Raw genomic sequence first — 21,258 nt, forward strand, 5'->3', positions numbered from 1 at the left:
TCCGGGTACCGGACCTCACATGAGCACCAACGATCCCGAGCAGTACGAGGGCTACAGCGTCGACGACGAGGACCAGCTCCAGCCCGAGGACACCCTGGCCGACGGAGACGTCGAGGACGAGCTCGACCGCGGCTACTCGCCGCCGGAGCGGTACTCCGCCGCCCAGCGCTACGGCAACACGCCGTGGGAGCAAGCACATGACCGGCCGCTCGACGACCGGCTGGCCGAGGAGGAGCCGGAACCCGACCCGGACGCGGAGCGGTCGGCGACCGCGGACCCGGAGGATCCCGACGCCGAGGTGGGCGACCTGCGCGCCGGCCGGCTGGTCGAGCCCGACGAGGGTGCCGGCGACGACGTCGAGAAGGACCTGGTCGCCGAGGACGTCGGCATCGACGGGGCAGGCGCCAGCGCCGAGGAGGCGGCCGTGCACGTCATCCCCGACGACGAGGAGTGAGACCGGTCTGCGCGGCGCGGACCGGGGTACCTCAGGTCAGGGCCGAGCGGCCCCCGACGAAGGAGGGAACAGTGGCACTCATCTTGTGGATCCTGGCCGTGATCCTCGTGGTCTCCGGCATCTTCAGCCTCTTCCGGGGCGAGCTGCTCTGGGGGATCGTGCTGATCGTCGTTGGCCTGCTGGTCGGTCCTGGAGGCGTCAGCCTCTTCACCTGACCACTCCCCTCGCGAGCGCGACCCAGCTGAGCCCGGACCGCCCTGGTCCGGGCTCAGCGCATGCTCAGGGCAGCCGCACCCCGCGGTAGATGCCGCGACGTACGACCCACGGCTGGAGCACCCGGTGGACGGACCACGCCGGGATCCGGAACGGGTGACCCGACGGCGCGAACACGCGCAACCCGTCCGTCTCGGGACCGAGCACCGAGCCCCAGCGCCGCCGCGGTGGCTGGAAGGCCCGCAGGGAGCGCCCGGCGAGGTGGGCCCGGATGTTGGCGGCCAGCAGCTTGTCGGCCCGGTTGCGAGCCGACGAACGGAGGGGGTCGGTGGCGGCGACGTCGCCGACCGCGAACGCCCCCGGCGCTCCCGGCACCCGCAGCGTCGGCTCGACCCGGACGAAGCCGTCCTCGTCGAGCAGACCGGCCGGTAGCCACGCCGTGTTCGGCCGCACCCGGCCGATCGCCCACACGACCGCGTCGGCAGGCGTCGCCGCCTGGCCGGTGGCCCAGGCCACCGGGCCCGACGTGATCTCGTCGGCGGCGAAGCCCACCGGCACGTCGGCCCGGTGTCCCGGCAGCAGTTCGACGCCCGCGGCGTCGAGCCGTCGGCGCACGACGTCCCACACCCGGGGATGGTGCCGTGGCAGGGCCCGCTCACCGGGGAAGGCCAGCCGCACCGTCGTACCGGGCCACCGGGTCGCGGCCTGGAGCGCCGTGCTGACCGCCGCGGCGCCGCCGCCGACCACGAGCACGGCCGCCGCGGCCGCGAGCCGCCGGTGCGCCTGCTCGACGGCGGCACTGACGTCGGCCTCGCTCTGGAAGCCGGGCCGGCGCCAGAACCCGTTGCTCACGCCGGTGGCGATCACCAGTACGTCGTAGCCGATCCGCCGGTCGCCGACCGCAACGGTCCGCGCCACCGGGTCGAGGCCGGTCAACTCACCGTGGACGACCTCGGCGCCGTCGAGGCGGCGGAACCGGTCGAAGCCGATCCGATAGTCCCGGGCCCACGCCTCGGGACGAGCCAGGCGCAGCCCGAGCTCCTGACCGCTCACGAGCCCGGGCTTGCTGGAGATCCCCACGACGTCGACCGCGGCCCGGGCGAGATGGATCGCGGTCAGCAGCCCGCTGTCGCCGAGACCCGCGACGACGACGCGGGGCCGGCTCACGTCGCCCGGACCCGACGGGGCGGGCGCGGGACCAGCATCGGCACCCGCTCGACGACCTCCTGGTACGCCGGCCGCCGCTCGAGACTGCGCCGCTCCATCATCGGGATGCTCGCGCCGAGGAACATCGCGACCATGCCGACGCCGCCGACGCACAGCCACCACCAGTCCCCCGGCGCGGCGGCGATGCCGAACAGTGCCAGGCTCCACCAGAAGCCGATCTCGCCGAGGTAATTGGGGTGGCGGGACCAGGCCCACAGACCCCGGTCCATGACCTGGCCGGGGATGCGATCCTCGAGGAAGCCGCGCATCTGGGCATCGGCGACGAGCGCCAGGACCACCGCCCCGAGGCCGACCGCCAGGGCGACCCCGTCGAGCCAGCCGAGGTCCCGGCCCGGACGGGCGAGCACGGCATAGGCCGGGACCAGGCCGAGGAAGACCTGGATCGTCGGCACCAGGTGGATGCCGACCAGGTCGGCCAGCAGCTCGAAGCGGCCGGCCCGCTCCCGCACCAACGGATAGCGCCAGTCCTCGTGGTGCAGGCCGGGGAAGGAGCGCACCCAGTTGGCGGTCAGCCGCACCGCCCACACCACGATCACGCCGAGCACCAGCCAGGCCCGTGGGTCGTCGCGGGTGACATCGGCGGCCCACCACCAATAGCCGGCGAGGTACGGCGGCAGCACGCTCCAGTACGCGTCGTAGAAGCTGGAGTTGCGGTGCAGCCGGCTGGCGGCGAACACCACGAGGGTGGCCAGGACGTCGGCGATCAGCCCGTCGAGCCACAGCCAGCGGGTGTCAGGCCCCCACAGCAGCCACGCCGTCGCGACGCCGAACGCGACGACATAGGCCAGGGCCACGCGGGTCAGCGACGCAGTCCTGCTCACAGGAAGCAGGATACAAGAACGTGTTCTAGTTCGGCGGTGGATCCGAGCCCGCGATGCCCGATGCGACACGGACCACCAGCGTCGGCGGCCGTCCCTCTCGGGCCGATCAGCCCGCGTGGACTACTCCCACTCGATGGTGCCCGGGGGCTTCGACGTGATGTCGACGGTGACCCGGTTGACCTCGGCCACCTCGTTGGTGATCCGGGTCGAGATCCTCTCCAGCACCTCGTAGGGCAGCCGGGCCCAGTCGGCGGTCATGGCGTCCTCGGAGGTGACCGGGCGCAGCACGATCGGGTGGCCGTAGGTGCGGCCGTCGCCCTGGACGCCGACCGAGCGGACGTCGGCGAGCAGCACGACGGGCATCTGCCAGATGTCGCCGTCGAGGCCGGCGGCGGTCATCTCCTCGCGGGCGATCGCGTCGGCCTCGCGGAGCAGGTCGAGGCGCTCGCGGGTGACCTCACCGATGATCCGGATGCCGAGGCCGGGGCCCGGGAAGGGTTGGCGCTGGACGATGACGCTGGGCAGGCCGAGCTGGGCGCCGACCGCGCGGACCTCGTCCTTGAAGAGCTCGCGCAGCGGCTCGACGAGCTCGAACTCGAGGTCCTCGGGCAGGCCGCCGACGTTGTGGTGGGACTTGATGGTCGAGGTGCCGGCGCCATGGCCGGACTCGACGATGTCGGGGTAGAGCGTGCCCTGGACCAGGAAGCCGACCTTGGTCCCTTCGGGGGCGCCCTTGATCACATCGAGCTCGGCGCCCTCGAAGGCGCGGATGAACTCGCGGCCGATGATCTTCCGCTTGGCCTCCGGCTCGCTGACGCCGGCGAGGGCGTCGAGGAACTGCTTCTCGGCATCGACGATGACCAGCTTGGCGCCCGTCGCGGCCACGAAGTCGCGCTCGATCTGCTCGGTCTCGCCCTTGCGCATGAGGCCGTGGTCGACGTACACGCAGGTGAGCCGGTCGCCGATCGCCTTCTGCACGATGGCGGCGGCGACGGCGGAGTCGACGCCGCCGGACAGGCCGCAGATGGCGCGGCCGTCGGGCCCGATCTGCTCACGGATCCGGGCGATCTGCTCCTCGGCGATATTGCCGATGGTCCAGGTCTGGCGGCAGCCGGCGATGTCCCAGAGGAAGTGCTCGAGGATCTTCTGGCCGTGCTCGGAGTGCAGCACCTCGGGGTGCCACTGGACGCCGGCCAGGCCGCGGTCGACGTCCTCGAAGGCCGCGACGGGCGTGACGTCGGTGGAGGCGAGGACGGCGAAGCCCTCGGGTGCCGCGGTCACCGAGTCGCCGTGGGACATCCAGGCGTTGTGCTCGGCGGGAAGGCCGGCGAGCAGCGTGCCCGGGAGGCTGGTGGTCACCCGGGTCCGGCCGTACTCGCGGGCGCCGGTCGCCGAGACGGTGCCGCCGAGGCCGCGCGCCATGAGCTGGAAGCCGTAGCACATGCCGAACACGGCAGGCCCGGACGAGAAGAGGGCCGGGTCGATCGTCGGCGCGCCCTCCTCGTAGACCGACGAGGGGCCGCCGGAGAGGATGATCGCCCTCGGGTTCCGGGCCACCATCTCGGCCACCGGCATCGTGTGCGGGACGATCTCGGAGTAGACCCGCGCCTCGCGCACCCGGCGGGCGATCAACTGCGCGTACTGGGCGCCGAAGTCCACCACCAGGACCAGGTCGTGCTCGGGCTGCGTCTCCTCGGCCGTCATGGCCGAATCGTATCGGCGGGGTGCCTGTGGTCCCGAACCCGCGTCGTACCCGGCATCCGGGTCGCCGGCACGGCGGATCGACGACCGGTTTGCCGGGTACGACGGGATCACCCGGCCAGTCGGCGCAGCCAGATCCGGCGCTGGTCCTCGTCCAGGGACCGGCGGCGGGCGACGGTCGAGGTGTCGACCCACCAGTCGGGCTGGGCCAGGGTCCAGGGGCGCGGCAGGTCGGGACGCCCGGCCTGCCGTCGGTACGCCGCGTCGAGGCGCCGCTCGAAGCGACTGACGTCGTCGTGACGCGACGACATCATCGTCACCACCTCGAGGCCGAGGTCGCGACACAGGGAGTCGCGCTCCAGGTCGATGCGGCGGTGCCGGTCGTCGAGATGGATCGCCCCGTCGTACTCGCCCACCACGCCGGCGACCGGGTCGATCAGGTCGGGGGTCAGCACGTGACGTCCCGCGACATCGAACAGCGGTCTGTTGGTCAGCAGCCGGACGGGGTGCCGTTCGATCCAGAGGATCCTCATCACGACCTCCTGCGGCGACCAGGCGTTCTCGTCGGCGAGGCCGAGAGCATCCCGGAACCTCACGATGCCCGGGCGCCCGACCAGCCCACCGGCGTACCGCGTCAGCCGGGGCCAGGTCGGTGAGGTCGTCCGCGCAGGCCATGTCGATCACCCGCACCGCGGCGGGGAGGTTCGACGCGCGGCACGCCTCGAACGCCACCGCCCGCTCGACCCGGGTGACCGGCAGCCCGTCGACCGGCTCGACATCGGCCTCGAACAGCCAGTCCTCGGTCAGCCCCACGCCCTGCCGAGGACGGACCCCGCGGGTGGCGAGCGCGATCGGCACGTCCAGCCTGCTGCGACCGTCGGCCGCCACGCCCCGGAACCACCGGGCGCCGCGCCACCCGAGCGCCGCCCATCCGGTGAGGGCCGCATCGGCCGGCAGCCCCGCGAGCGCCTCGACCACGCGCTGGTCGAGGACTCCCCCGTCGCACGCCGCGGGGACACACCATCCGGGCGCGACCCGTCGCCAGCCTGGACCGCGGGCCTGCCCCGGCGTCGGCCCGGTCCGTCCGGAGGGGTCGACGTGGGACGGCAGAACGACTCCGGGGCGGGTCACGGGGTGCGGGAACATCACCGCAGCATGCGCCGCCGGGCCGACTCCCGGGGCCCGCTCTCCACAGACCCCCTGTCCGCTGCGTCGTACCCGGCATTCGGGTCGCGAGAGCGGACCGATGACGACCCGAATGCCGGGTACGACGAGAAGGAGGCGCCCGGCGAAAACGCACCAGGGCCCGGCCGGGGAGGGAGGGTGGCCGGGCCCTGATTGTCCACGCAGCTGATGGACAGTGCCTGGACCGAGCCCGGACTTCGGGAGGGAGCGTGAATACCCGGGCTCGCTTCGTTCAACGACCCCCCGATGGGCGGGTTACGCCGGCTTCGGACAACTTCGCCGAAATATTCTGGGCCGCCACCGGGGCCGGGTGGCGCGCCCCGTCAGCCACACCCGTCGCTCAGCTCACTCCGACGATCGGCAGCCGCAGGGCCGCGGGAGCCTCGGCGGGGACGACCGGCGCCTGAGGCGCGACCGGCTCGATCTGGCGGTAGGCCTCCCCCAGCGGCGGGCGGGTGTCGGACTCGCCCCGGTTGGGCCAGTAGGCCATCGCCCGCTCAGCCTGCGCGGTGATCGTCAGCGACGGGTTCACGCCCAGGTTGGCCGAGATCGTGGAGCCGTCGACGATGTGCAGGCCAGGGTGCCCGAAGACCCGCTGGTAACCGTCGACCACGCCCGTGGCGGGGCTGTCGCCGATGGTGCAACCGCCGATGAAGTGGGCGGTCAGCGGCCGGTTGAACGGCTCGCCGATGGTGCCACCGGCGGTGCCGCCGCCCATCGCCGCCGCCATCCGGCGGACGGCGTCGTTGGCGGCCGGGATCCAGGTCGGGTTCGGCTCGCCGTGGCCCTGCTTCGAGGACAGGATCCACTTCCCCGCGACCCGCTTGGGGAAGGTGGTGATCGAGTTGTCGACCGACTGCATGACCAGGGCGATGACCACCCGCTCGGACCAGTGCTTGACGTCGTAGAGGTCGCGGACCCGGGACCTCTCCTTCCACAGCTCCTTGAGCCACACCTTCCAGCGCGGGTCGGGCCCGTCGCCGTCGGTGAGCACGGTCTGCATGAGCGACATCGCGTTGCTGCCCTTGCCGTAGCGCACCGGCTCGATGTGGGTGTGCTCGTCGGGGTGCCACGAGGAGGTGATCGCCACGCCCTCGGTGTAGTCGACGTCGGCGCCCTGCGGCGCGATCGCGCCGAGGATCGACTCGGAGTTGGTCCGGGTCAGGTGGCCGAGCCGGTCGGAGACGTGCGGGAGGTCGCCGGTCGACTTGAGCCGGTGGAGCAGCTTCTGCGTTCCGAGCGCGGCGGCGGAGAAGACGACCTGCTCCGCGGTGAACGTCTTCGTCGCGGTACGACGCGACAGCTTCGCCTTCGTCCAGCGGGTGTCGACGCGGTAGCCGCCCCCGGCCAGCGGCCGCACCCGGGTCACCGTGGTGAGCGGATGCACCTCGGCGCCGTTCTGCTCAGCGAGGAAGAGGTAGTTCTTGACCAGGGTGTTCTTGGCGTTGTGCCGGCAGCCGGTCATGCACTCGCCGCAGTCGAGGCAGGCGTTGCGGGTCGGGCCGACGCCGCCGAAGTAGGGGTCGGCGACCGGCGCGCCCGGCGCCTGCTCCGGGCCGCCGAAGAAGACCCCCACGGGGGTGGGGTGGAAGGAGTCACCGACGCCCATCTCCTCGGCGACCTTCTTCATCACCTCGTCGGACGGCGTCATCCGCGGGTACTCGACGACGCCCAGCATCCGCTTGGCCTGGTCGTAGTACGGCGCGAGCTCGGCCTTCCAGTCGGTGATGTGGGCCCAGGACGGATCGCGGTAGAACGGCTCGAGCGGCTCGTAGAGGGTGTTGGCGTAGACCAGCGATCCGCCGCCGACGCCCGCACCGGCGAGGATCAGGCAGTCCTTGACCATGTCGATGCGCTGGATGCCGTAGCAACCGGCGGACGGGGCGTAGAGGTACTTCCTGAGATCCCAGGAGTTGTCGGCGAAGTCGGCGTCGGTGAACCGCGCGCCGGCCTCCAGTACGCCGACCCGGTAGCCCTTCTCGGTCAGCCGCAGCGCGGTGACCGAGCCGCCGAAGCCCGACCCGATGACGAGGACGTCGTAGTCGAAGTCGCTCATGCGCTTGCCTCGCGGTGCTCGCTCCGGTTGCTCCGCAGGCTCCGCGCCCTGCGCTGCGCCCGCGTCGGCGCTCCTGATGCTGGAACGACTCGCTCGCTTCGCTCGCTCATGCCCGGCCCAGCTTGTCCATCAGGCGCAGCGAGGCGGTCATGAACTTCGCGTAGCCCTCGTCGGACATGCCGAGCATCGGACCGAACCGGATCAGCCGCTGGGTGGCGACCGACTGGGTCTCGGTGTAGCGGTGGATCCCCTCGCCGCCCTGGCGCCGCCCCATGCCGGACTCGCGCATGCCGCCCATCGGGGCGTCGATGCTGGCGAAGGTGGCGCCGAAGGCCTCGTTGACGTTGACCGTGCCGCACTTGATCTGGCGGGCGATCGCGCGGCCGCGGGCGGTGTCGCGGGTGTAGACCGAGCCGTTGAGGCCGTACTCGCCGTCGTTGGCGCGGGCGATCGCGTCGGCCTCGTCGTGGAACCGGTAGATCGACACCACCGGGCCGAAGGTCTCGTTGCCGAAGCAGGTCATCTCCGGCGTGACGCCGTCGAGGATGGTCGGCTCGTAGTAGTACGGCGCCAGGTCGGGTCGCGCCTGGCCGCCGGCGAGCACCCGGGCCCCCTTGGCGACCGCGTCGTCGACGTGGGCGGTGACGGTCTCGAGCTGGTCGGCCGAGATCAGGGTGCCCATGTCGGCGTCCCAGTCCATCGTCGCGCCGAGGCTCATCGCCTTGGTGCGCGCCACGAAGCGCTCGACGAACCTGTCGTAGACGGCGTCGGCGACGAACATCCGCTCGGTCGAGACGCACAGCTGACCGGCGTTGGAGAAGCAGGCGCGCACGGCCCCCTCGGCGGCGCGCTCGATGTCGGCGTCGCGCAGGACCAGGATCGGGTTCTTGCCGCCGAGCTCCAGCGAGCAGCCGATCAGCCGCTCGGCCGCCTGCCGCGCGATGATCTTGCCGGTCGCAGTCGACCCGGTGAAGCAGATGTAGTCGGCGCGCTCGATGATCGGCGTGCCGAGCTCGCGGCCGGGGCCGGCGACGACCTGCCAGAGGTCACGCGGGAAGCCGGCCTCCTCCAGCAGCTGCGCGCCGAGCAGGGCGGACAGCATGGTCTGCGCGTCCGGCTTGGCGACCACCGCGTTGCCGGCGAGCAGGGCCGGGAGCCCGTCGCAGAGCGCCATCGTGAACGGGTAGTTCCACGGCGAGATGATGCCGACGACGCCCTTGGGGACCCGGTTGAGCTCGACCCTGGTGAGCACCGGGACGACGCCCGGGCGGCGCTGGGTGTCGAGGTGCCGGTGCGCGGTGCGGGCGTAGTAGCGGGCGGTGAGCGCGATGTGCAGCGGCTCGTCGAAGGCGTGCTTGCGCGCCTTGCCGGACTCGAGCTGGATCAGGTCCATGATCTCGTCCTGCCGGTCGAGCACGAGGTCGTGCAGCCGGTGCAGGATCCGGGCACGCTCGTCGATCGAGACCCGCGCCCACGCCGCCTGGGCGACCCGCGCTCGGCGGAACGCCTCGGCGACGTCGTCGGTGCTCGACTGCGGGATGTTGGCCACCGGCGCGGCGTTGACCGGCGAGTGCACCTGGACGGTGCGCCCCGTCGTCGCGAGGACCCGGTCGGTGAGCCGGGCGACGTGCTCCGGCTCCAGGGCGTACGACGCGCGCGGGTCGTGCTCGGGGTCGTGCGGCCCCTCGACGGACTGTCCGCCCGACCCTTCGGAGGACGCGCCGGAACCGGAGATCGCTTCGCTCATGTGACGAGGGTAGGTGAGCGGGGTCACCCGCGGCTACCGATCGGTAACAGATGTGTGGCTTTACACATCTCCTCTTGATGTCAAGGCACTCACATCGGCGGCGCCGACAGATACACCGACTTCAGCTCCGTGTACTGCGCCAGCCCCTCGGGCCCGAACTCCCGGCCGAGGCCGGACGCCTTGAAGCCGCCGAACGGCGCCGCGAAGTCCATCGTGTAGGTGTTGACGCCGTAGGTGCCGGTGCGCACCCCGCGGGCGACCTCGAGCCCGACCTCCTGGTCCGCGGTCCACACCGTGCCGGCCAGGCCGTACTCGGAGTCGTTGGCGATCCGGATCGCGTCCGCGACGTCGTCGTAGGCGATGACCGACAGGACCGGGCCGAAGATCTCCTCCTGGGCGATCCGCATCTTGTTGTCGACGCCGGCGAAGACGGTGGGGCGGACGTACCAGCCGCGGTCGAGGCCGTCGGGACGGCCCTCGCCGCCGGCGAGCAGCTGCGCGCCCTCCTCCTGCCCGATCCGGATGTACGACGCCACCCGCTCCTGCTGACGCCGCGCGACCATCGGCCCGATCTCGGTCGCCGGGTCGAGCGGGTCACCGACCTTCATCGCACCGATCGCCGCCGCCAGGGAGGCCGCGAAGGCGTCGTGCCGCTCGCGCGAGACGAGGACCCGGGTCTGGGCGACGCAGGCCTGGCCGGAGTTCATCACGCCGAGGAACTTCAGGCCCTCGATCGCGGTGGCCTCGTCGGCGTCGTCGAGGATGATCGCGGCCGACTTGCCGCCGAGCTCGAGCGAGACCCGCTTGAGCTGCTCGCCGCAGATCGCGCCGATCGTGCGGCCGGCGGCGGTCGAGCCGGTGAAGGCGACCTTGTCGACACCGGGGTGGCGCACCAGGTGCTCCCCCACCTCGCGGCCACCGGCGACGATCGAGACGACGCCCTCGGGGACGCCGGCCTCGATCAGGAGCTCGGCGAGCAGGTAGCCGTCGAGCGGGGTCTCCGGCGCCGGCTTCACGACCACGGTGCACCCGGCGAGCAGCGCCGGGACCACCTTGGACAGGATCGTGAACTGCGGGACGTTCCACGGCGGGATCGCCGCGACGACGCCCACCGGCTCGTGCCGGACCACGACGTCGGCGCCGAGCGCGCCGGGCCGGGTCGACTCCCACGCGAACTCCCGCGCGATGCCCAGGAACGCCTCGATCTGCATCCAGGGCGCCGGGGCCTGGGCCAGCGAGCTGAACGAGATCGGGGAGCCCATCTCGGTGGAGATGATCGTCGCCATCTCGTCCAGCTTGGCGGCGTACAGGCCCGAGAGGTTCTGCACGATCTCGATCCGCTCGGCCGGGCTCATCCGCGGCCACGGCCCCTCGTCGAACGCCCGGCGCGCGGCGGCGACCGCGGCGTCGATGTCGGCTTCTCTGCCCTCGGGGACGCGTGCGACGACCTCCTCGGAGTGCGGCGAGACCACCTCCAGCACGGCGTCGGTGGCGGGCGTGGCCCAGGTGCCGCCGATGAAGAGGGCGTCGCGGTCGAGGGTCATGGAGGTGCTCCTAGTCGAGGTGGTGCGGGTCGGGACGGATCAGGGGGCGAGCGTGAACCAGTCGGCGAAGCCGCTGGGGTCGTGCCGGCCGAGGGCGCCGTGCTCGAACAGGCCCCAACCCTCGGAGCCCTCCGGTACGCCAGCCCCCGGGCCGTGGATCGTGGCCTGGCCGACGTGGTCGATCACGCCGAACATCACCCGTCCGGCGACGGCGGGGTCGTTCATGTCGTAGGTGAGCCGCTCGGTGAACGCCGGGCCCTTCCACATGCCGTGGGTCCAGTCGGAGTCGCCGCCGTAGCCACCGCCGACGTGGATCGGCGCGGGCAGCTTCGAGGCGACCTCGAGCACGAGCTCCCTGCCCTCCGGCGTGGTGCACACGATGGTCGCGCCGGTGGGCACCCGGGTGCCCGAGGTGTAGCGGATCTCGACGCGCGGCCAGCCGAGCTGCTCGACCCGGCCGTCCTTCCAGATCCGGGTGCAGTCGTTGAGCGTGCGGAAGCCGTCGGGCGTCTCCTGGATGATGAGGACGACGCAGAACTCCTCGAAGCGCAGCGGCACGTAGAGCCACCACATCCCCTCGAACGCCGGGTCGGCCGGCTTGCCGGCGGGCGCGGCCTCGCCGACCGGGCGGATGCCCCACGAGCGGTCGCGGCTGCCGAGCCAGCGGTCGGGCGTGACCGCGATGTCGGTGCCGTCGACGCTGAGCACGCCCTCCCAGGTGCCGAGCTGGGCGAAGCGCTGCGCGTCGAGCGTCGTACCGCTGCCCTGGCGCATCACGTGCGGCAGCTCCTGGACGACGGGGAACGAGCCCTCCCAGGTCAGGTCCAACGCGACGCCCTCGGTCTCCTCGAGCACCAGGCGCAGCTTGTGCAGCGGCTCGATGATCTCGACCCGGTAGCCGCCCACCTGCTGGGCCATCCGGTCGGCGCCGCGCGGGTCGGCGGCGTCGCTGAGGTGGACGGCGGTCTGCTCGTCGCCGCGGCGGAGCAGCACGAAGGCGTCCTTGGTGCCGAGGTTGGGGTAGAAGCCGAGCCCGGTGATGAGGAACAGCTCGCCGGTGCGGTCGTGGGCGTTGAGGTAGCAGCGATCGTAGAAGTTCCGGTCGCTGCTGCCGGCCCACGCGACCGGCCGCGGGAGCTGGTGGATGGGGTACTCGTCGAGCGGGCCGAGGCCGTGGTACTCGCCGTGCAGGCCGTGGTCGTGACGGGTGCTCATGCGCCGACCTCCTCGAGGAGCCGCTCCAGGAGCGGGCGGTGGTGGAAGACGGACTCGGGGTCGTCGGGGCGCTCGATCTCGCCGAAGTGGATCTGCCGGGCGCTGGTGCGCAGGAAGACGCAGCCCCAGTTGACCGCGGCGTGCAGCAGGTACCAGGTGAGGTCGCCGGTCTCCACACCCGTCAGCTCGCGGTACGTCGCCACGACGTCGTCGGGCGCCAGGAACTCCGGCATGCCCGGCAGGCCGAGCATGGTCGCGATCTCCTGGAAGACCTGGTGGGCGAAGACCAGCCAGGCGAGGTCCATCTCGCGCGGCCCGAGGGTGGCCATCTCCCAGTCGAGGACGGCGACCGGCTCGAAGTCGCGGTACATCATGTTGCCGATCCGCGCGTCGCCCCAGACGAGCACCGGCTCGCCCTCCTCGGCGGGCAGGTGTGCCTCGAGCCAGGCCAGGCCGCGCTCGATGAGCGGCGAGCGCGGGCTCGCCTCCGCGGTGGTGATCGCGTAGTCGTACCAGGCCCGGGTCTTGGCGAGGTTGCGCGCCAGCGGGCTCGCCCCCTCGTGCCCGGTGACCGCGGGGTCGAGGAAGCCGAAGGTCGTCGCGGCGTCGGGGATGGCGTGCAGCCGGGCCAGGACGTCGACGGTGCTGCGCTGGAGCCGCTCCTGCTGCTCGGGCGAGGCGTCGTAGAGCCAGTTGTCGCCGAACGGGTAGGGCAGCACGTCGGGCGGGACCGCGCCGTCGAGGCGGTCCATCAGGAAGAACGGGGTGCCGAGCACGTCCCCGGTCGGCTCGTTGAGGCCGACCGTGGGCACGGGGACGCCGGCCAACTCGCCGGCGAGGCGCATCGCGTCGTACTGGTCGGTGAGGCGGTACTCCGCGAAGACCGGCAGGTCGCTCGCTGCCGGGGCCACCCGGGCGACATACTCACGGGTGACGCGCGCGCCGTCCTCGGTGGTGGTGATCGCGAGCAGGACCGTCTCGCTCGACATGCCGTTGGTCTGGACGCCCTCGTGGAGGGTCACCTCGGGCGCGGCGCCGTCGGGCAGCACGCCGGTGAGCCACTCCTCGAGCCGGTCGTGCACGGCACTCTGGTCGCGGCTCGAGCGCTGCAGGGTCATCTCGGCGATGTCCGCGGGCAACGGGGACTGGGTCACGGGGTCCTCCTGGGGGCGATCACAGCCTGTTAGAACGTGTTCTAACTTGTCAATGGCCCGTTACGGTACCCTCGGTAACGAAAGAGGGGAAGGCCCGCATGGGGACGACAACCGGCCGGCCGCGCGACCCGCGGATCGAGCAGGCCGCCCTGGCCGCCGTCCGCGCCCTGCTGGCCGAGGGTGGGTACGCCGCCGTCACGGTCGCCGCCGTCGCCGCCCGCGCCGGCACCACCAAGCCGGCCCTCTACCGGCGCTGGCCCGCGCTCCCCCACCTCGTCCACGAGGCCGCGTTCCCCGGCGAGCTCGCCGCCGAGCTGCACCTCGGCGACGACCTGGCCACCGACCTTGCCGGCGTCGTGCGCGGCACGCGCGACGCGCTCTGCGACCCGGTGGCCGCCGCCGCCCTGCCCGGCCTCCTCGCCGAGGTACAGACCTGGCCGGACCTGCACGCCGCGATGATCCAGCGCTTCGCAGGCGTCTTCCGCCGGCTCGACGAGCGGCTCCGCGCCGCCGTCGAGGCCGGCGAGGCCCACCGCGACGCGCGCGCCGACGACCTGCTGCGGCTGATCATCGGCGCGGTGATCTCGGGGGTGCTGCTCACGCCGGGTCAACTCGACGACGCGTGGGTGGAGCGGCTCACGGCGACGTTGGTCCGCAGCCTGCGGCCGTGACCCCGGCCTTCGGGAGCCCGCTCGCACCCGGCATTCGGGTCGCGGATCAGGCCGGGACGCGACCCGAATGCCGGGTACGACGACCGACCTGGCCGGCGACGATCAGTGGGCGACGACCTCGACCCGCTGGAACTCCTTGAGCTCGGTGTAGCCCGTGGTCGCCATCGAGCGCTTGAGCGCACCGACGAGGTTCATGGTGCCGTCGGCGACCCGCGAGGGCCCGAACAGGATCTCCTCGATGGTGCCGATCTGGTCGAACTGCACCCGCTGGCCGCGCGGCAGGTCGGCGTGGTGCGCCTCGGCGCCCCAATGGAAGCCACGGCCGGGCGCGTCGGTGGCGCGGGCGAAGGGCGAGCCGACCATGACCGCGTCGGCGCCGCAGGCGATCGCCTTGGCCAGGTCGCCCGAGGTGCCGATCGAGCCGTCGGCGATGACGTGGACGTAGCGGCCGCCCGACTCGTCGAGGTAGTCGCGGCGCGCCGCGGCGACGTCGGCCACCGCACTCGCCATCGGGACGGCGACGCCGAGCACGGTGCGCGTCGTATGGGCCGCTCCGCCACCGAAGCCGACGAGGACGCCGGCCGCGCCGGTGCGCATGAGGTGCAGCGCGGCCTGGTGGGTGGCGCAGCCGCCGACGATGACGGGGACGTCGAGCTCGTAGATGAACTCCTTGAGATTCAGCGGCTCGGCCTGGCTGGACACGTGCTCCGCGGACACGGTAGTGCCGCGGATCACGAACAGGTCCACGCCCGCGTCGGTCACCGTCTTGGCGAACTCCTTGGTGCGCTGCGGCGACAGCGAGCCCGCCACCGTGACGCCGGCGTCGCGCATCTCGCGCAGCCGCTCGGTGATCAGCTCGGCCTTGATCGGCTCGGTGTAGATCTCCTGCAGGCGGCGGGTGGCCTCGACCCCCTGCAGGCCGGCGACCTCGTCGAGGAGCGGCTGCGGGTCGTCGTACCGGGTCCAGAGGCCCTCCAGGTTGAGCACGCCCAGGCCGCCGAAGCGACCGAAGTCGATGGCCGTCTTCGGTGACATCACCGAGTCCATCGGTGCCGCGAGGATCGGCAGGGAGAACCGGTAGGCGTCGATCTGCCAGTCGACGCTGACCTCCTCGGGGTCACGCGTGCGCCGGGACGGCACGATCGCGATGTCGTCGAAGGAGTACGCCGTCCGGGCCCGCTTGGCGCGGCCGATCTCGATGTCGCTCACGCCGACGAGGATATCGGGGCCGGGCGTCAGGGCCGCATGCCGGCGAGGTCGAGGAACATGACGTGCAGTCCGGCGAGGCCTCCGTCGGGCCGGCGGAAGGCTTCCGGCACGGTCCCGATCACCTCGAAGCCCAGGCTGCGCCACAGCGCCACGGCCGCCGTGTTCGTCGACACCACGGCGTTGAACTGGATGCCGGCGAAGCCCTCGGACCGGTGCCAGGCGACGACGTGCTCGCCGAGCGCCCGGCCCACCCCCGCTCCTCGTGCGGCACTGGAGACCATGAAGGAGGCGGTGCCGATGTGGCTGCCCTGGGCGGGCCGGTTCGGGCCCATCTTCGCCGTGCCGACCACGACGCCGTCGACCTCGGCGACCACGACAGCACCCGGCTGGCCGAGCCAGAAGTCGCGTGCGCCGGCGTCGTCGAGCACCGGCATCGCATAGGTCTCCCCCGCCGCCAGCACCTCGGCGATGATCGCCGCCACCGCCGGCCAGTCGGCGTCGGCGTACGGGCGGATGGCGGCGGTCACCGCAGGACGGCCGCCAGGTCGAGCGGCACCGTGCCGTGGTCGCCGACCGGGACGTCGGCGGTCGGGTGTGCGCCGTCGACCGTGGCCAGGAGTTCCCAGCGACCCTCCACGTTCACCTGGACCTCGATGATGCGAGCATCGATGTCGACGACCCAGTACTGCGCGATCCCCGCCTCGGCGTACTCGGGCGCCTTGCGGAGCAGGTCCTCGCCCCGCGTCGACGGCGAGAGCACCTCCACCACGGCCACGGGGGCTCGCTCCGCAGGCCAGGAAGCTGGCTCCGTCGCGAAGACGAGTACGTCGGGAATCCGCTCGCGATCACGCGGGAGCCGAACACCGGCGGCCTCAGTGACGTAGCAGGCGGACAGCGATTCCTCGAGCAGGTTCGCAAGCCGCCGAGCTGCCTGCTGGTGCGGGCCCGACGGAGCGGGCGCCATCACGACGAGGCCATCCACCCACTCATGCCGCGGATGGCTCGGCAGACGCAGGTACTCCTCGTACGACATCGGGACGCGCAGCAGGGTCTCCACGTGATCTCCAGCGATTGCGACGGACACATCGGTTCTCCTTCCATGATGGACCCGAGCGCAGGTCATCAGGAAGTGAACCTCAGCCGGACGACACTGGCCCCGGCTCGTCACAGGGCGCCGGAGTCTTGCCGCCACGCGAACCCGGCCACCCGCCCGAGCCGACCGCGTGGCCGGCAGCGTGGCGCGCCCGCGCGCAGCGCATCGGAGGCAAGCGTGGGCCCGAAGGGTCTGCGCGCCGCCTTCGATAGACGACGCGCTCGCGCCCTCAAGAACGGTGGTAGTTGGGCGCCTCGACGGTCATCTCGATGTCGTGCGGGTGACTCTCCTTGAGCGAGGCGGAGGTGATCCGGACGAACCGGCCCTTCTCCTGCAGCTCGGGGATGGTCCGGGCGCCGACGTAGAACATCGACTGGGACAGGCCACCGAGCAGTTGGTGGGCGACGCCGGCCAGCGGCCCCTTGTAGGCGACCCGGCCCTCGATGCCCTCGGGCACGATCTTGTCGTCGCTGGTGACCTCGGCCTGGAAGTAGCGGTCCTTGGAGTAGGACTTCTTGCCGCGCGAGGACATCGCGCCGAGCGAGCCCATGCCGCGGTAGGCCTTGTACTGCTTGCCCTGGTGGAAGACGACCTCGCCGGGCGACTCCTCGCAGCCGGCGAGCATCGAGCCGATCATCACGGACTCGGCGCCGGCGACGATGGCCTTGGCGATGTCGCCGGACTGCTGCAGGCCGCCGTCGGCGATGACGGGGACGCCGGCCGGCCCGGCCGCGAGGGATGCCTCGTAGACGGCCGTGACCTGGGGGACGCCGCAGCCCGTGACGACGCGGGTGGTGCAGATGGAGCCGGGACCGAAGCCGACCTTGACGGCGTCGGCGCCGGCGTCGACGAAGGCCTGCGCGCCCTCACGCGTGGCGACGTTGCCGCCGATGACCTGGACGTGCTTGGTCGCGGGGTCGGACTTGAGCCGACGGACCATGTCGAGCAGGAGGGTGACGTGGCCGTGGGCGGTGTCGGCGACGAGGACGTCGACACCGGCCTCGATCAGGCCGGTGGCCCGCTCCCACGCGTCGCCGAAGTAGCCGATCGCGGCACCGACCATGAGGCGACCGTCGCCGTCCTTGGAGGCGAGCGGGAACTGCTCGGACTTCACGAAGTCCTTGACCGTGATCAGCCCGCCGAGGCGGCCCTCGGCGTCGACGAGCGGCAGCCGCTCGCGCTTGTGCTTGCGCAGCAGCGCGGTGGCGTCGTCGCGGCTGATGCCGACCTCGCCGGTGAACAGCGGCATCGGGGTCATCACCTCGTCGACCTTGGTGGTCGCCCACTCCGCGACGGGGGTGAACCGGAGGTCGCGGTTGGTGCAGATGCCGAGCAGGTGGTTGTCGGCGTCGACGACGGGCAGGCCGGAGACGCGGTACTCACCGCAGATCCGGTCGAGCTCCTCCAGCGTCGCGTCCGGGCCGATGGTGACCGGGTTGGAGATGATCCCGGTCTGGGTCCGCTTGACGAGGTCGACCTGGTAGGCCTGCTCCTCGGCGGAGAGGTTGCGGTGCAGGATCCCGATGCCGCCCTGGCGGGCCATCGCGATCGCCATCCGCGACTCGGTCACGGTATCCATCGCGGCGCTGATCAGCGGCGACCTCAGGGAGATCTCGCGGGTCAGCCGCGAGGTGGTGTCGATGTCGTCCGGCGCCAGGTCGGAATGACCGGGCAGCAGCAGGACGTCGTCGTAGGTGAGACCGAGTGCGGCGAACTTGTCCGGGACCTCCACCCGACCAGTCTAGGCGGTGATCGGGGTCACGCCCGGCCCGGTCCGGGCCGGGCGTGACCCCGGTGCGTTGCTAGCGGACCACCAGCTTCCGGTACGCCGTCCGGGCGGGTTCCTGCGCGACCGTGCCGGCCAGCTCCAGGCGCACGAAGTGACGTCCCTTCGCCAGGCGGGGCAGCCGGATCTTCACCCGGGCCCTGTTGCCGAGGTGGACCGTGGCGAGCACCTTGCCGCCCTCCCGGACCACGACCTGACCGGTCGGCAGGCCGGTCGCCCCGACCAGGCGCGGGTCGAGCACGATCACGGCCCGCTTGCCCGTGCGGACCTTGGCCTTCTTGAACCTCCAGTTCAGCGCGACCTCGGCCTTGCCTGCGGCCACCGGCGGGGGCGGGGTCACGACCGGGTCGGTGATCTCGGCGCCGAGGACGCCGTCCAGGGTGACCGGGTCGAGGTCGGCGCCGGCCGCGTAGAAGCCGGCGAAGGCCCCGGCTCCGGGCCCGGTCAGGGTCGCGGGCAGCGGGCCGCCCGTGATCCGGTCGCCGACCGCCCTCCAGCCCTCCGCGTCGACCTCGGCGAGGACGACGCCGGGGTAGGACACGATCTCGTGGGTCGCCTCGTCCTTGGACTCGACGTCGGCGACCAGCTCACCGGTCGCGCCGGAGAGCCGCAGCACCGGGTCGCTGATGGTCAGCGCCAGGCACGGCGAGTGCTCGACCGCGCAGGTCGGCGGGCCGTCGTGGCCCGCGAAGCGCACCGTGCCGCCGAGCCGGACCTCCGCCGTACCCTGCGCCGGGTCGCTCCAGCCGCCGCTGACGGGGAAGGCGAAGGTGCCGTCGGGGTGCTGCGTGACACCGCCGGAGACGGTGATGCTGCCGTGTGCGATCGGCCCGGCGAGGTAGTCGCGGAACGACCTCTTGACGCCCCAGATGAGCGTGCCGCCGCCGATCTCGCGACGGACGGCGGACGGCGCGGCCACCGTCAGCGTGGCCGCGCGGGTGTACGTCGTGCCGACGGCGTTGGAGAGCCGCGCCCGCAGCTGGGTGCCGGTCTGCGCGCTGCCGGTGTCGTGCACGGTGAGGAAGCCGCCGTCGGCCTCGATGCTCTCGTCGTCACCGCCGACGTTCTGCCAGAAGCCGCCGACCTTGCGCTGCCAGCTGATGTCCGGGTACGGGTAGCCGGAGGGCATCACCTTGAACAGGGCGTCCTCGCCCTCGGCGACCGTGATGCTGTCGGGCTGTGCCGCCACGCGCGGGAAGAACTCGACGGTGAGGTCGGCGACGGCCGAGGCGCTGGTCGCCTGGTCGTTGGTCGCGAGCACCCGGAACTGTCGGCCGTTGTCCTCGCTGGTCGCCGACCAGGTCAGCGTCTCGCCTGTCGCCTCGGGGACGTCGGCCCACTTCGCGGACGCGCTGCCGCGCGTCTGCCAGCGGATCGCGTCGGCTCCGGTGAACGCGGCGGTGAGGCTGATCTGCCGTGCGGTGTCGTCCTTGCCGAGCCGAACGGTCTGGTCGGCGGGCGAGGTCGCCGCCACGGGAGCCAGCCCGGCCATCCGGTACTTCAGCACGCGGTCGTCGCCGGTGGTGCTGGCGACGAACACGGTCTGATCCGTGCCGATGTCGGCACCGAGGTAGTGGGAGAACGAGTTCGCCCCCAGGCCGGGCACGCTGACGTCGGTCCAGCCGTCGCGGTTCCAGACCCGGAACCTGCGAGCGGAGTAGTCGAGCATCAGCACCGAGTTGGTCGCCGTCTCGACGCGCTCGGCGAGGAAGGTGCCCCCGGCGGCCTCGATGCGCTCGCCGGCGGTCCACTGCCCGCCCGCCGACACGAGGCGCGTCTTGTCACCGGTGTACGCCGAGAGCCACACTCCGCGGTCGTCCCGGAAGGCCATCGTGGGCTGGTCGAAGACACCCGGCTGCATCGACTTCGGGTCGGCGACGCCCTCCAGCGGCACCGCCGTCATCGTCGAGGTCGCGCTGGAGAGCGTGATCAGACGAGCGCCGTTGCCGTAGGTCGGCGCGACGCCGGCCGACGTGGTCACCAGACTGGTCCGGGCGCGGGAGGCCACCGACTCCCGTCCCTCGAAGCTGAGGCCGGAGAAGGTCTGCACCTGGTAGCCGGGCGCCTGCGCCGCAGCGGTCAGCAACGCCAGTCCCGCGGACCCGAGGACGATGACCCTGCGGTAGAGGCCGTCGTAGGAGATCTCCTGGACGGTGCCGATGCCCGGTTCGACCACGGCGGCGGCGTACCCGGTGGCGGGGTCGAGGACGTACACCACGACCTGCTCGCCCTGGGCCATGAGCACCGCGCCGGTGGCCGCGTCGAGCGTCATGCCGGGGTAGCCGCCGTTCGCGGCACCGATCGTGGGCGTGTCGAGCGGGGCGAGGGTCTCGTCGTCGTAGGCCTGCAGCACGGCGGCCCCGGCGCCCTCGGGACGGTGCTGGACGTGGAGCACGCCGCGCTCCGTGTCGGCCACCAGGTTCGTCACCTCGGCCAGTCCGTCGATCTCGCCGGCGGGCTCGTACTGCGGCGCCCCGGAGACCACGATCCGCTCGGCAGTGACGACCGGCTTGCCGCCCGGTCCGGCGTAGTCGATGGTGACCGGGTCGAGAGCGGCACCGGTGCCGTAGAAGCCGGCGAACGCCGGCGCCGCGTCCTCGGTGAGGGTGGCCGTCAGACCGGTCCAGGTGGTGCGCTCGGCGCCGACCGTCGGGGTGGTCGAGGCGATGTCCAGATCGGCGAGCGGGACGCGGCCGTAGTCGACGACCTCCCCGGCCAGGGTCGTGGACACGACCTCGGCGGTGATCGCCTGGACGTCACCGTCGATGGTCACCTCCAGATCGCTGAAGGTCATGTCCAGCGCGCCGCCGTGGGCGTTGAAGCCGACCGTGCCGGTGAGATCGAGGTGCAGCGCGTGGCTGTCGGGGTCGTAGCTGCCGTCGGCGACGTCGAACACGAACTCGCCGTCGTCGTTCTGCGTGAGGCCGTCGGAGACGGTCACGCCCTCCGGGCCGATGTAGTTGCGGAAGGAGGCCCGCACGCCCCACACAACGGTGCCGTCGGCGACGGCGACGACCGTGCCCTCGCCCTCCGCCGCCCGGACGGACGGGGGAGCGAGCAGCAGGGCCGGGAGCAGCAGGGAGAGCACAGTCACGAGCAGCAGGGGTGGGCGCGCGGCAGCGCCCCACCCGGACGACGACGAGGTCACCGGAGGTCCTTTCGGGGACGACAGAGAGGGAGCA

Annotated in this window: 17 protein-coding genes; 3 read left to right on the forward strand and 14 right to left on the reverse strand. The window is 72.3% G+C overall.

All coding sequences use genetic code 11. The features are described 5' to 3' along the window. The first annotated feature begins 19 nt into the window (after positions 1-19). Entirely contained in the window at positions 20-454 is a 435-nt protein-coding gene (locus QJ852_20600) for a DUF5709 domain-containing protein (protein WGX95542.1), read from the forward strand. 71 nt (positions 455-525) lie between these two features. After that, positions 526-669, forward strand: a complete 144-nt coding sequence (locus tag QJ852_20605) for a GPGG-motif small membrane protein (protein WGX95543.1) — start codon at positions 526-528, stop codon at positions 667-669. A 64-nt stretch (positions 670-733) separates the two neighbouring features. Here QJ852_20605 and QJ852_20610 read toward each other — a convergent pair whose 3' ends face one another. From QJ852_20610 to QJ852_20650, 9 genes are all read right to left on the reverse strand, one after another. Continuing rightward, entirely contained in the window at positions 734-1,834 is a 1,101-nt protein-coding gene (locus QJ852_20610) for an FAD-dependent oxidoreductase (GenBank protein WGX95544.1), read from the reverse strand. After that, positions 1,831-2,715 (reverse strand): DUF1295 domain-containing protein, encoded by an 885-nt coding sequence (locus tag QJ852_20615; protein WGX95545.1) that lies wholly within the window; start codon positions 2,713-2,715, stop codon positions 1,831-1,833. The genes QJ852_20610 and QJ852_20615 overlap by 4 nt, the downstream gene beginning before the upstream one ends. Before the next feature lie 120 nt (positions 2,716-2,835). After that, complete coding sequence (guaA, locus tag QJ852_20620; protein WGX95546.1) at positions 2,836-4,419, reverse strand: glutamine-hydrolyzing GMP synthase; 1,584 nt, start codon at positions 4,417-4,419, stop codon at positions 2,836-2,838. 107 nt (positions 4,420-4,526) lie between these two features. After that, positions 4,527-4,949 carry a hypothetical protein gene (locus QJ852_20625; GenBank protein WGX95547.1) on the reverse strand — a complete coding sequence of 141 codons (423 nt, stop codon included), beginning with the start codon at positions 4,947-4,949 and terminating at the stop codon, positions 4,527-4,529. 992 nt (positions 4,950-5,941) lie between these two features. Further along, the gene (locus QJ852_20630; protein WGX95548.1) at positions 5,942-7,657 is read right to left on the reverse strand and encodes a GMC family oxidoreductase; all 1,716 of its coding nucleotides are present in this window, start codon (positions 7,655-7,657) and stop codon (positions 5,942-5,944) included. Between the two features lie 106 nt (positions 7,658-7,763). Beyond that, entirely contained in the window at positions 7,764-9,404 is a 1,641-nt protein-coding gene (locus QJ852_20635; protein WGX95549.1) for a succinic semialdehyde dehydrogenase, read from the reverse strand. 89 nt (positions 9,405-9,493) lie between these two features. After that, positions 9,494-10,948 carry an aldehyde dehydrogenase gene (locus tag QJ852_20640; GenBank protein ID WGX95550.1) on the reverse strand — a complete coding sequence of 485 codons (1,455 nt, stop codon included), beginning with the start codon at positions 10,946-10,948 and terminating at the stop codon, positions 9,494-9,496. Between the two features lie 39 nt (positions 10,949-10,987). After that, positions 10,988-12,163, reverse strand: a complete 1,176-nt coding sequence (locus tag QJ852_20645) for a hypothetical protein (GenBank protein WGX95551.1) — start codon at positions 12,161-12,163, stop codon at positions 10,988-10,990. After that, on the reverse strand, positions 12,160-13,317 hold the full coding sequence (locus tag QJ852_20650) for a phosphotransferase family protein (GenBank protein ID WGX95552.1): 1,158 nt from the start codon (positions 13,315-13,317) through the stop codon (positions 12,160-12,162). Before QJ852_20650 ends, QJ852_20645 begins: the two co-directional genes overlap by 4 nt. 98 nt (positions 13,318-13,415) lie before the next feature. Here QJ852_20650 and QJ852_20655 point away from each other — a divergent pair, with 98 nt between their 5' ends. After that, positions 13,416-13,988 (forward strand): TetR-like C-terminal domain-containing protein, encoded by a 573-nt coding sequence (locus QJ852_20655; GenBank protein ID WGX95553.1) that lies wholly within the window; start codon positions 13,416-13,418, stop codon positions 13,986-13,988. A gap of 102 nt (positions 13,989-14,090) precedes the next feature. Here the strand turns inward: QJ852_20655 and QJ852_20660 are convergent, their stop codons facing one another. The 5 genes from QJ852_20660 to QJ852_20680 form a co-directional block, all read right to left on the reverse strand. Next, positions 14,091-15,197, reverse strand: a complete 1,107-nt coding sequence (locus tag QJ852_20660; protein WGX95554.1) for a GuaB3 family IMP dehydrogenase-related protein — start codon at positions 15,195-15,197, stop codon at positions 14,091-14,093. Between the two features lie 26 nt (positions 15,198-15,223). After that, entirely contained in the window at positions 15,224-15,724 is a 501-nt protein-coding gene (locus tag QJ852_20665) for a GNAT family N-acetyltransferase (GenBank protein WGX95555.1), read from the reverse strand. Then, the gene (locus tag QJ852_20670; protein WGX95556.1) at positions 15,721-16,281 is read right to left on the reverse strand and encodes a Uma2 family endonuclease; all 561 of its coding nucleotides are present in this window, start codon (positions 16,279-16,281) and stop codon (positions 15,721-15,723) included. The genes QJ852_20665 and QJ852_20670 overlap by 4 nt, the downstream gene beginning before the upstream one ends. A gap of 238 nt (positions 16,282-16,519) precedes the next feature. Continuing rightward, positions 16,520-18,022: an IMP dehydrogenase gene (guaB, locus tag QJ852_20675; protein ID WGX95557.1), complete on the reverse strand. Its 1,503-nt coding sequence runs from the start codon at positions 18,020-18,022 to the stop codon at positions 16,520-16,522. A gap of 70 nt (positions 18,023-18,092) precedes the next feature. Then, positions 18,093-21,224 carry an HtaA domain-containing protein gene (locus tag QJ852_20680; GenBank protein ID WGX95558.1) on the reverse strand — a complete coding sequence of 1,044 codons (3,132 nt, stop codon included), beginning with the start codon at positions 21,222-21,224 and terminating at the stop codon, positions 18,093-18,095. Positions 21,225-21,258 lie beyond the last annotated feature (34 nt).

Source organism: Nocardioides sp. L-11A (genome assembly GCA_029961745.1).
Lineage (GTDB): Bacteria > Actinomycetota > Actinomycetes > Propionibacteriales > Nocardioidaceae > Nocardioides.

Coding starts and splice junctions, on each gene's coding strand:
- QJ852_20600 (WGX95542.1), top strand. CDS start 20: ATGAGCACCAACGATCCCGAGCAGTACGAGGGCTACAGCGTCGACGAC.
- guaA (WGX95546.1), bottom strand. CDS start 4,419: ATGACGGCCGAGGAGACGCAGCCCGAGCACGACCTGGTCCTGGTGGTG.
- QJ852_20625 (WGX95547.1), bottom strand. CDS start 4,949: ATGAGGATCCTCTGGATCGAACGGCACCCCGTCCGGCTGCTGACCAAC.
- QJ852_20630 (WGX95548.1), bottom strand. CDS start 7,657: ATGAGCGACTTCGACTACGACGTCCTCGTCATCGGGTCGGGCTTCGGC.
- QJ852_20635 (WGX95549.1), bottom strand. CDS start 9,404: ATGAGCGAAGCGATCTCCGGTTCCGGCGCGTCCTCCGAAGGGTCGGGC.
- QJ852_20640 (WGX95550.1), bottom strand. CDS start 10,948: ATGACCCTCGACCGCGACGCCCTCTTCATCGGCGGCACCTGGGCCACG.
- QJ852_20645 (WGX95551.1), bottom strand. CDS start 12,163: ATGAGCACCCGTCACGACCACGGCCTGCACGGCGAGTACCACGGCCTC.
- QJ852_20655 (WGX95553.1), top strand. CDS start 13,416: ATGGGGACGACAACCGGCCGGCCGCGCGACCCGCGGATCGAGCAGGCC.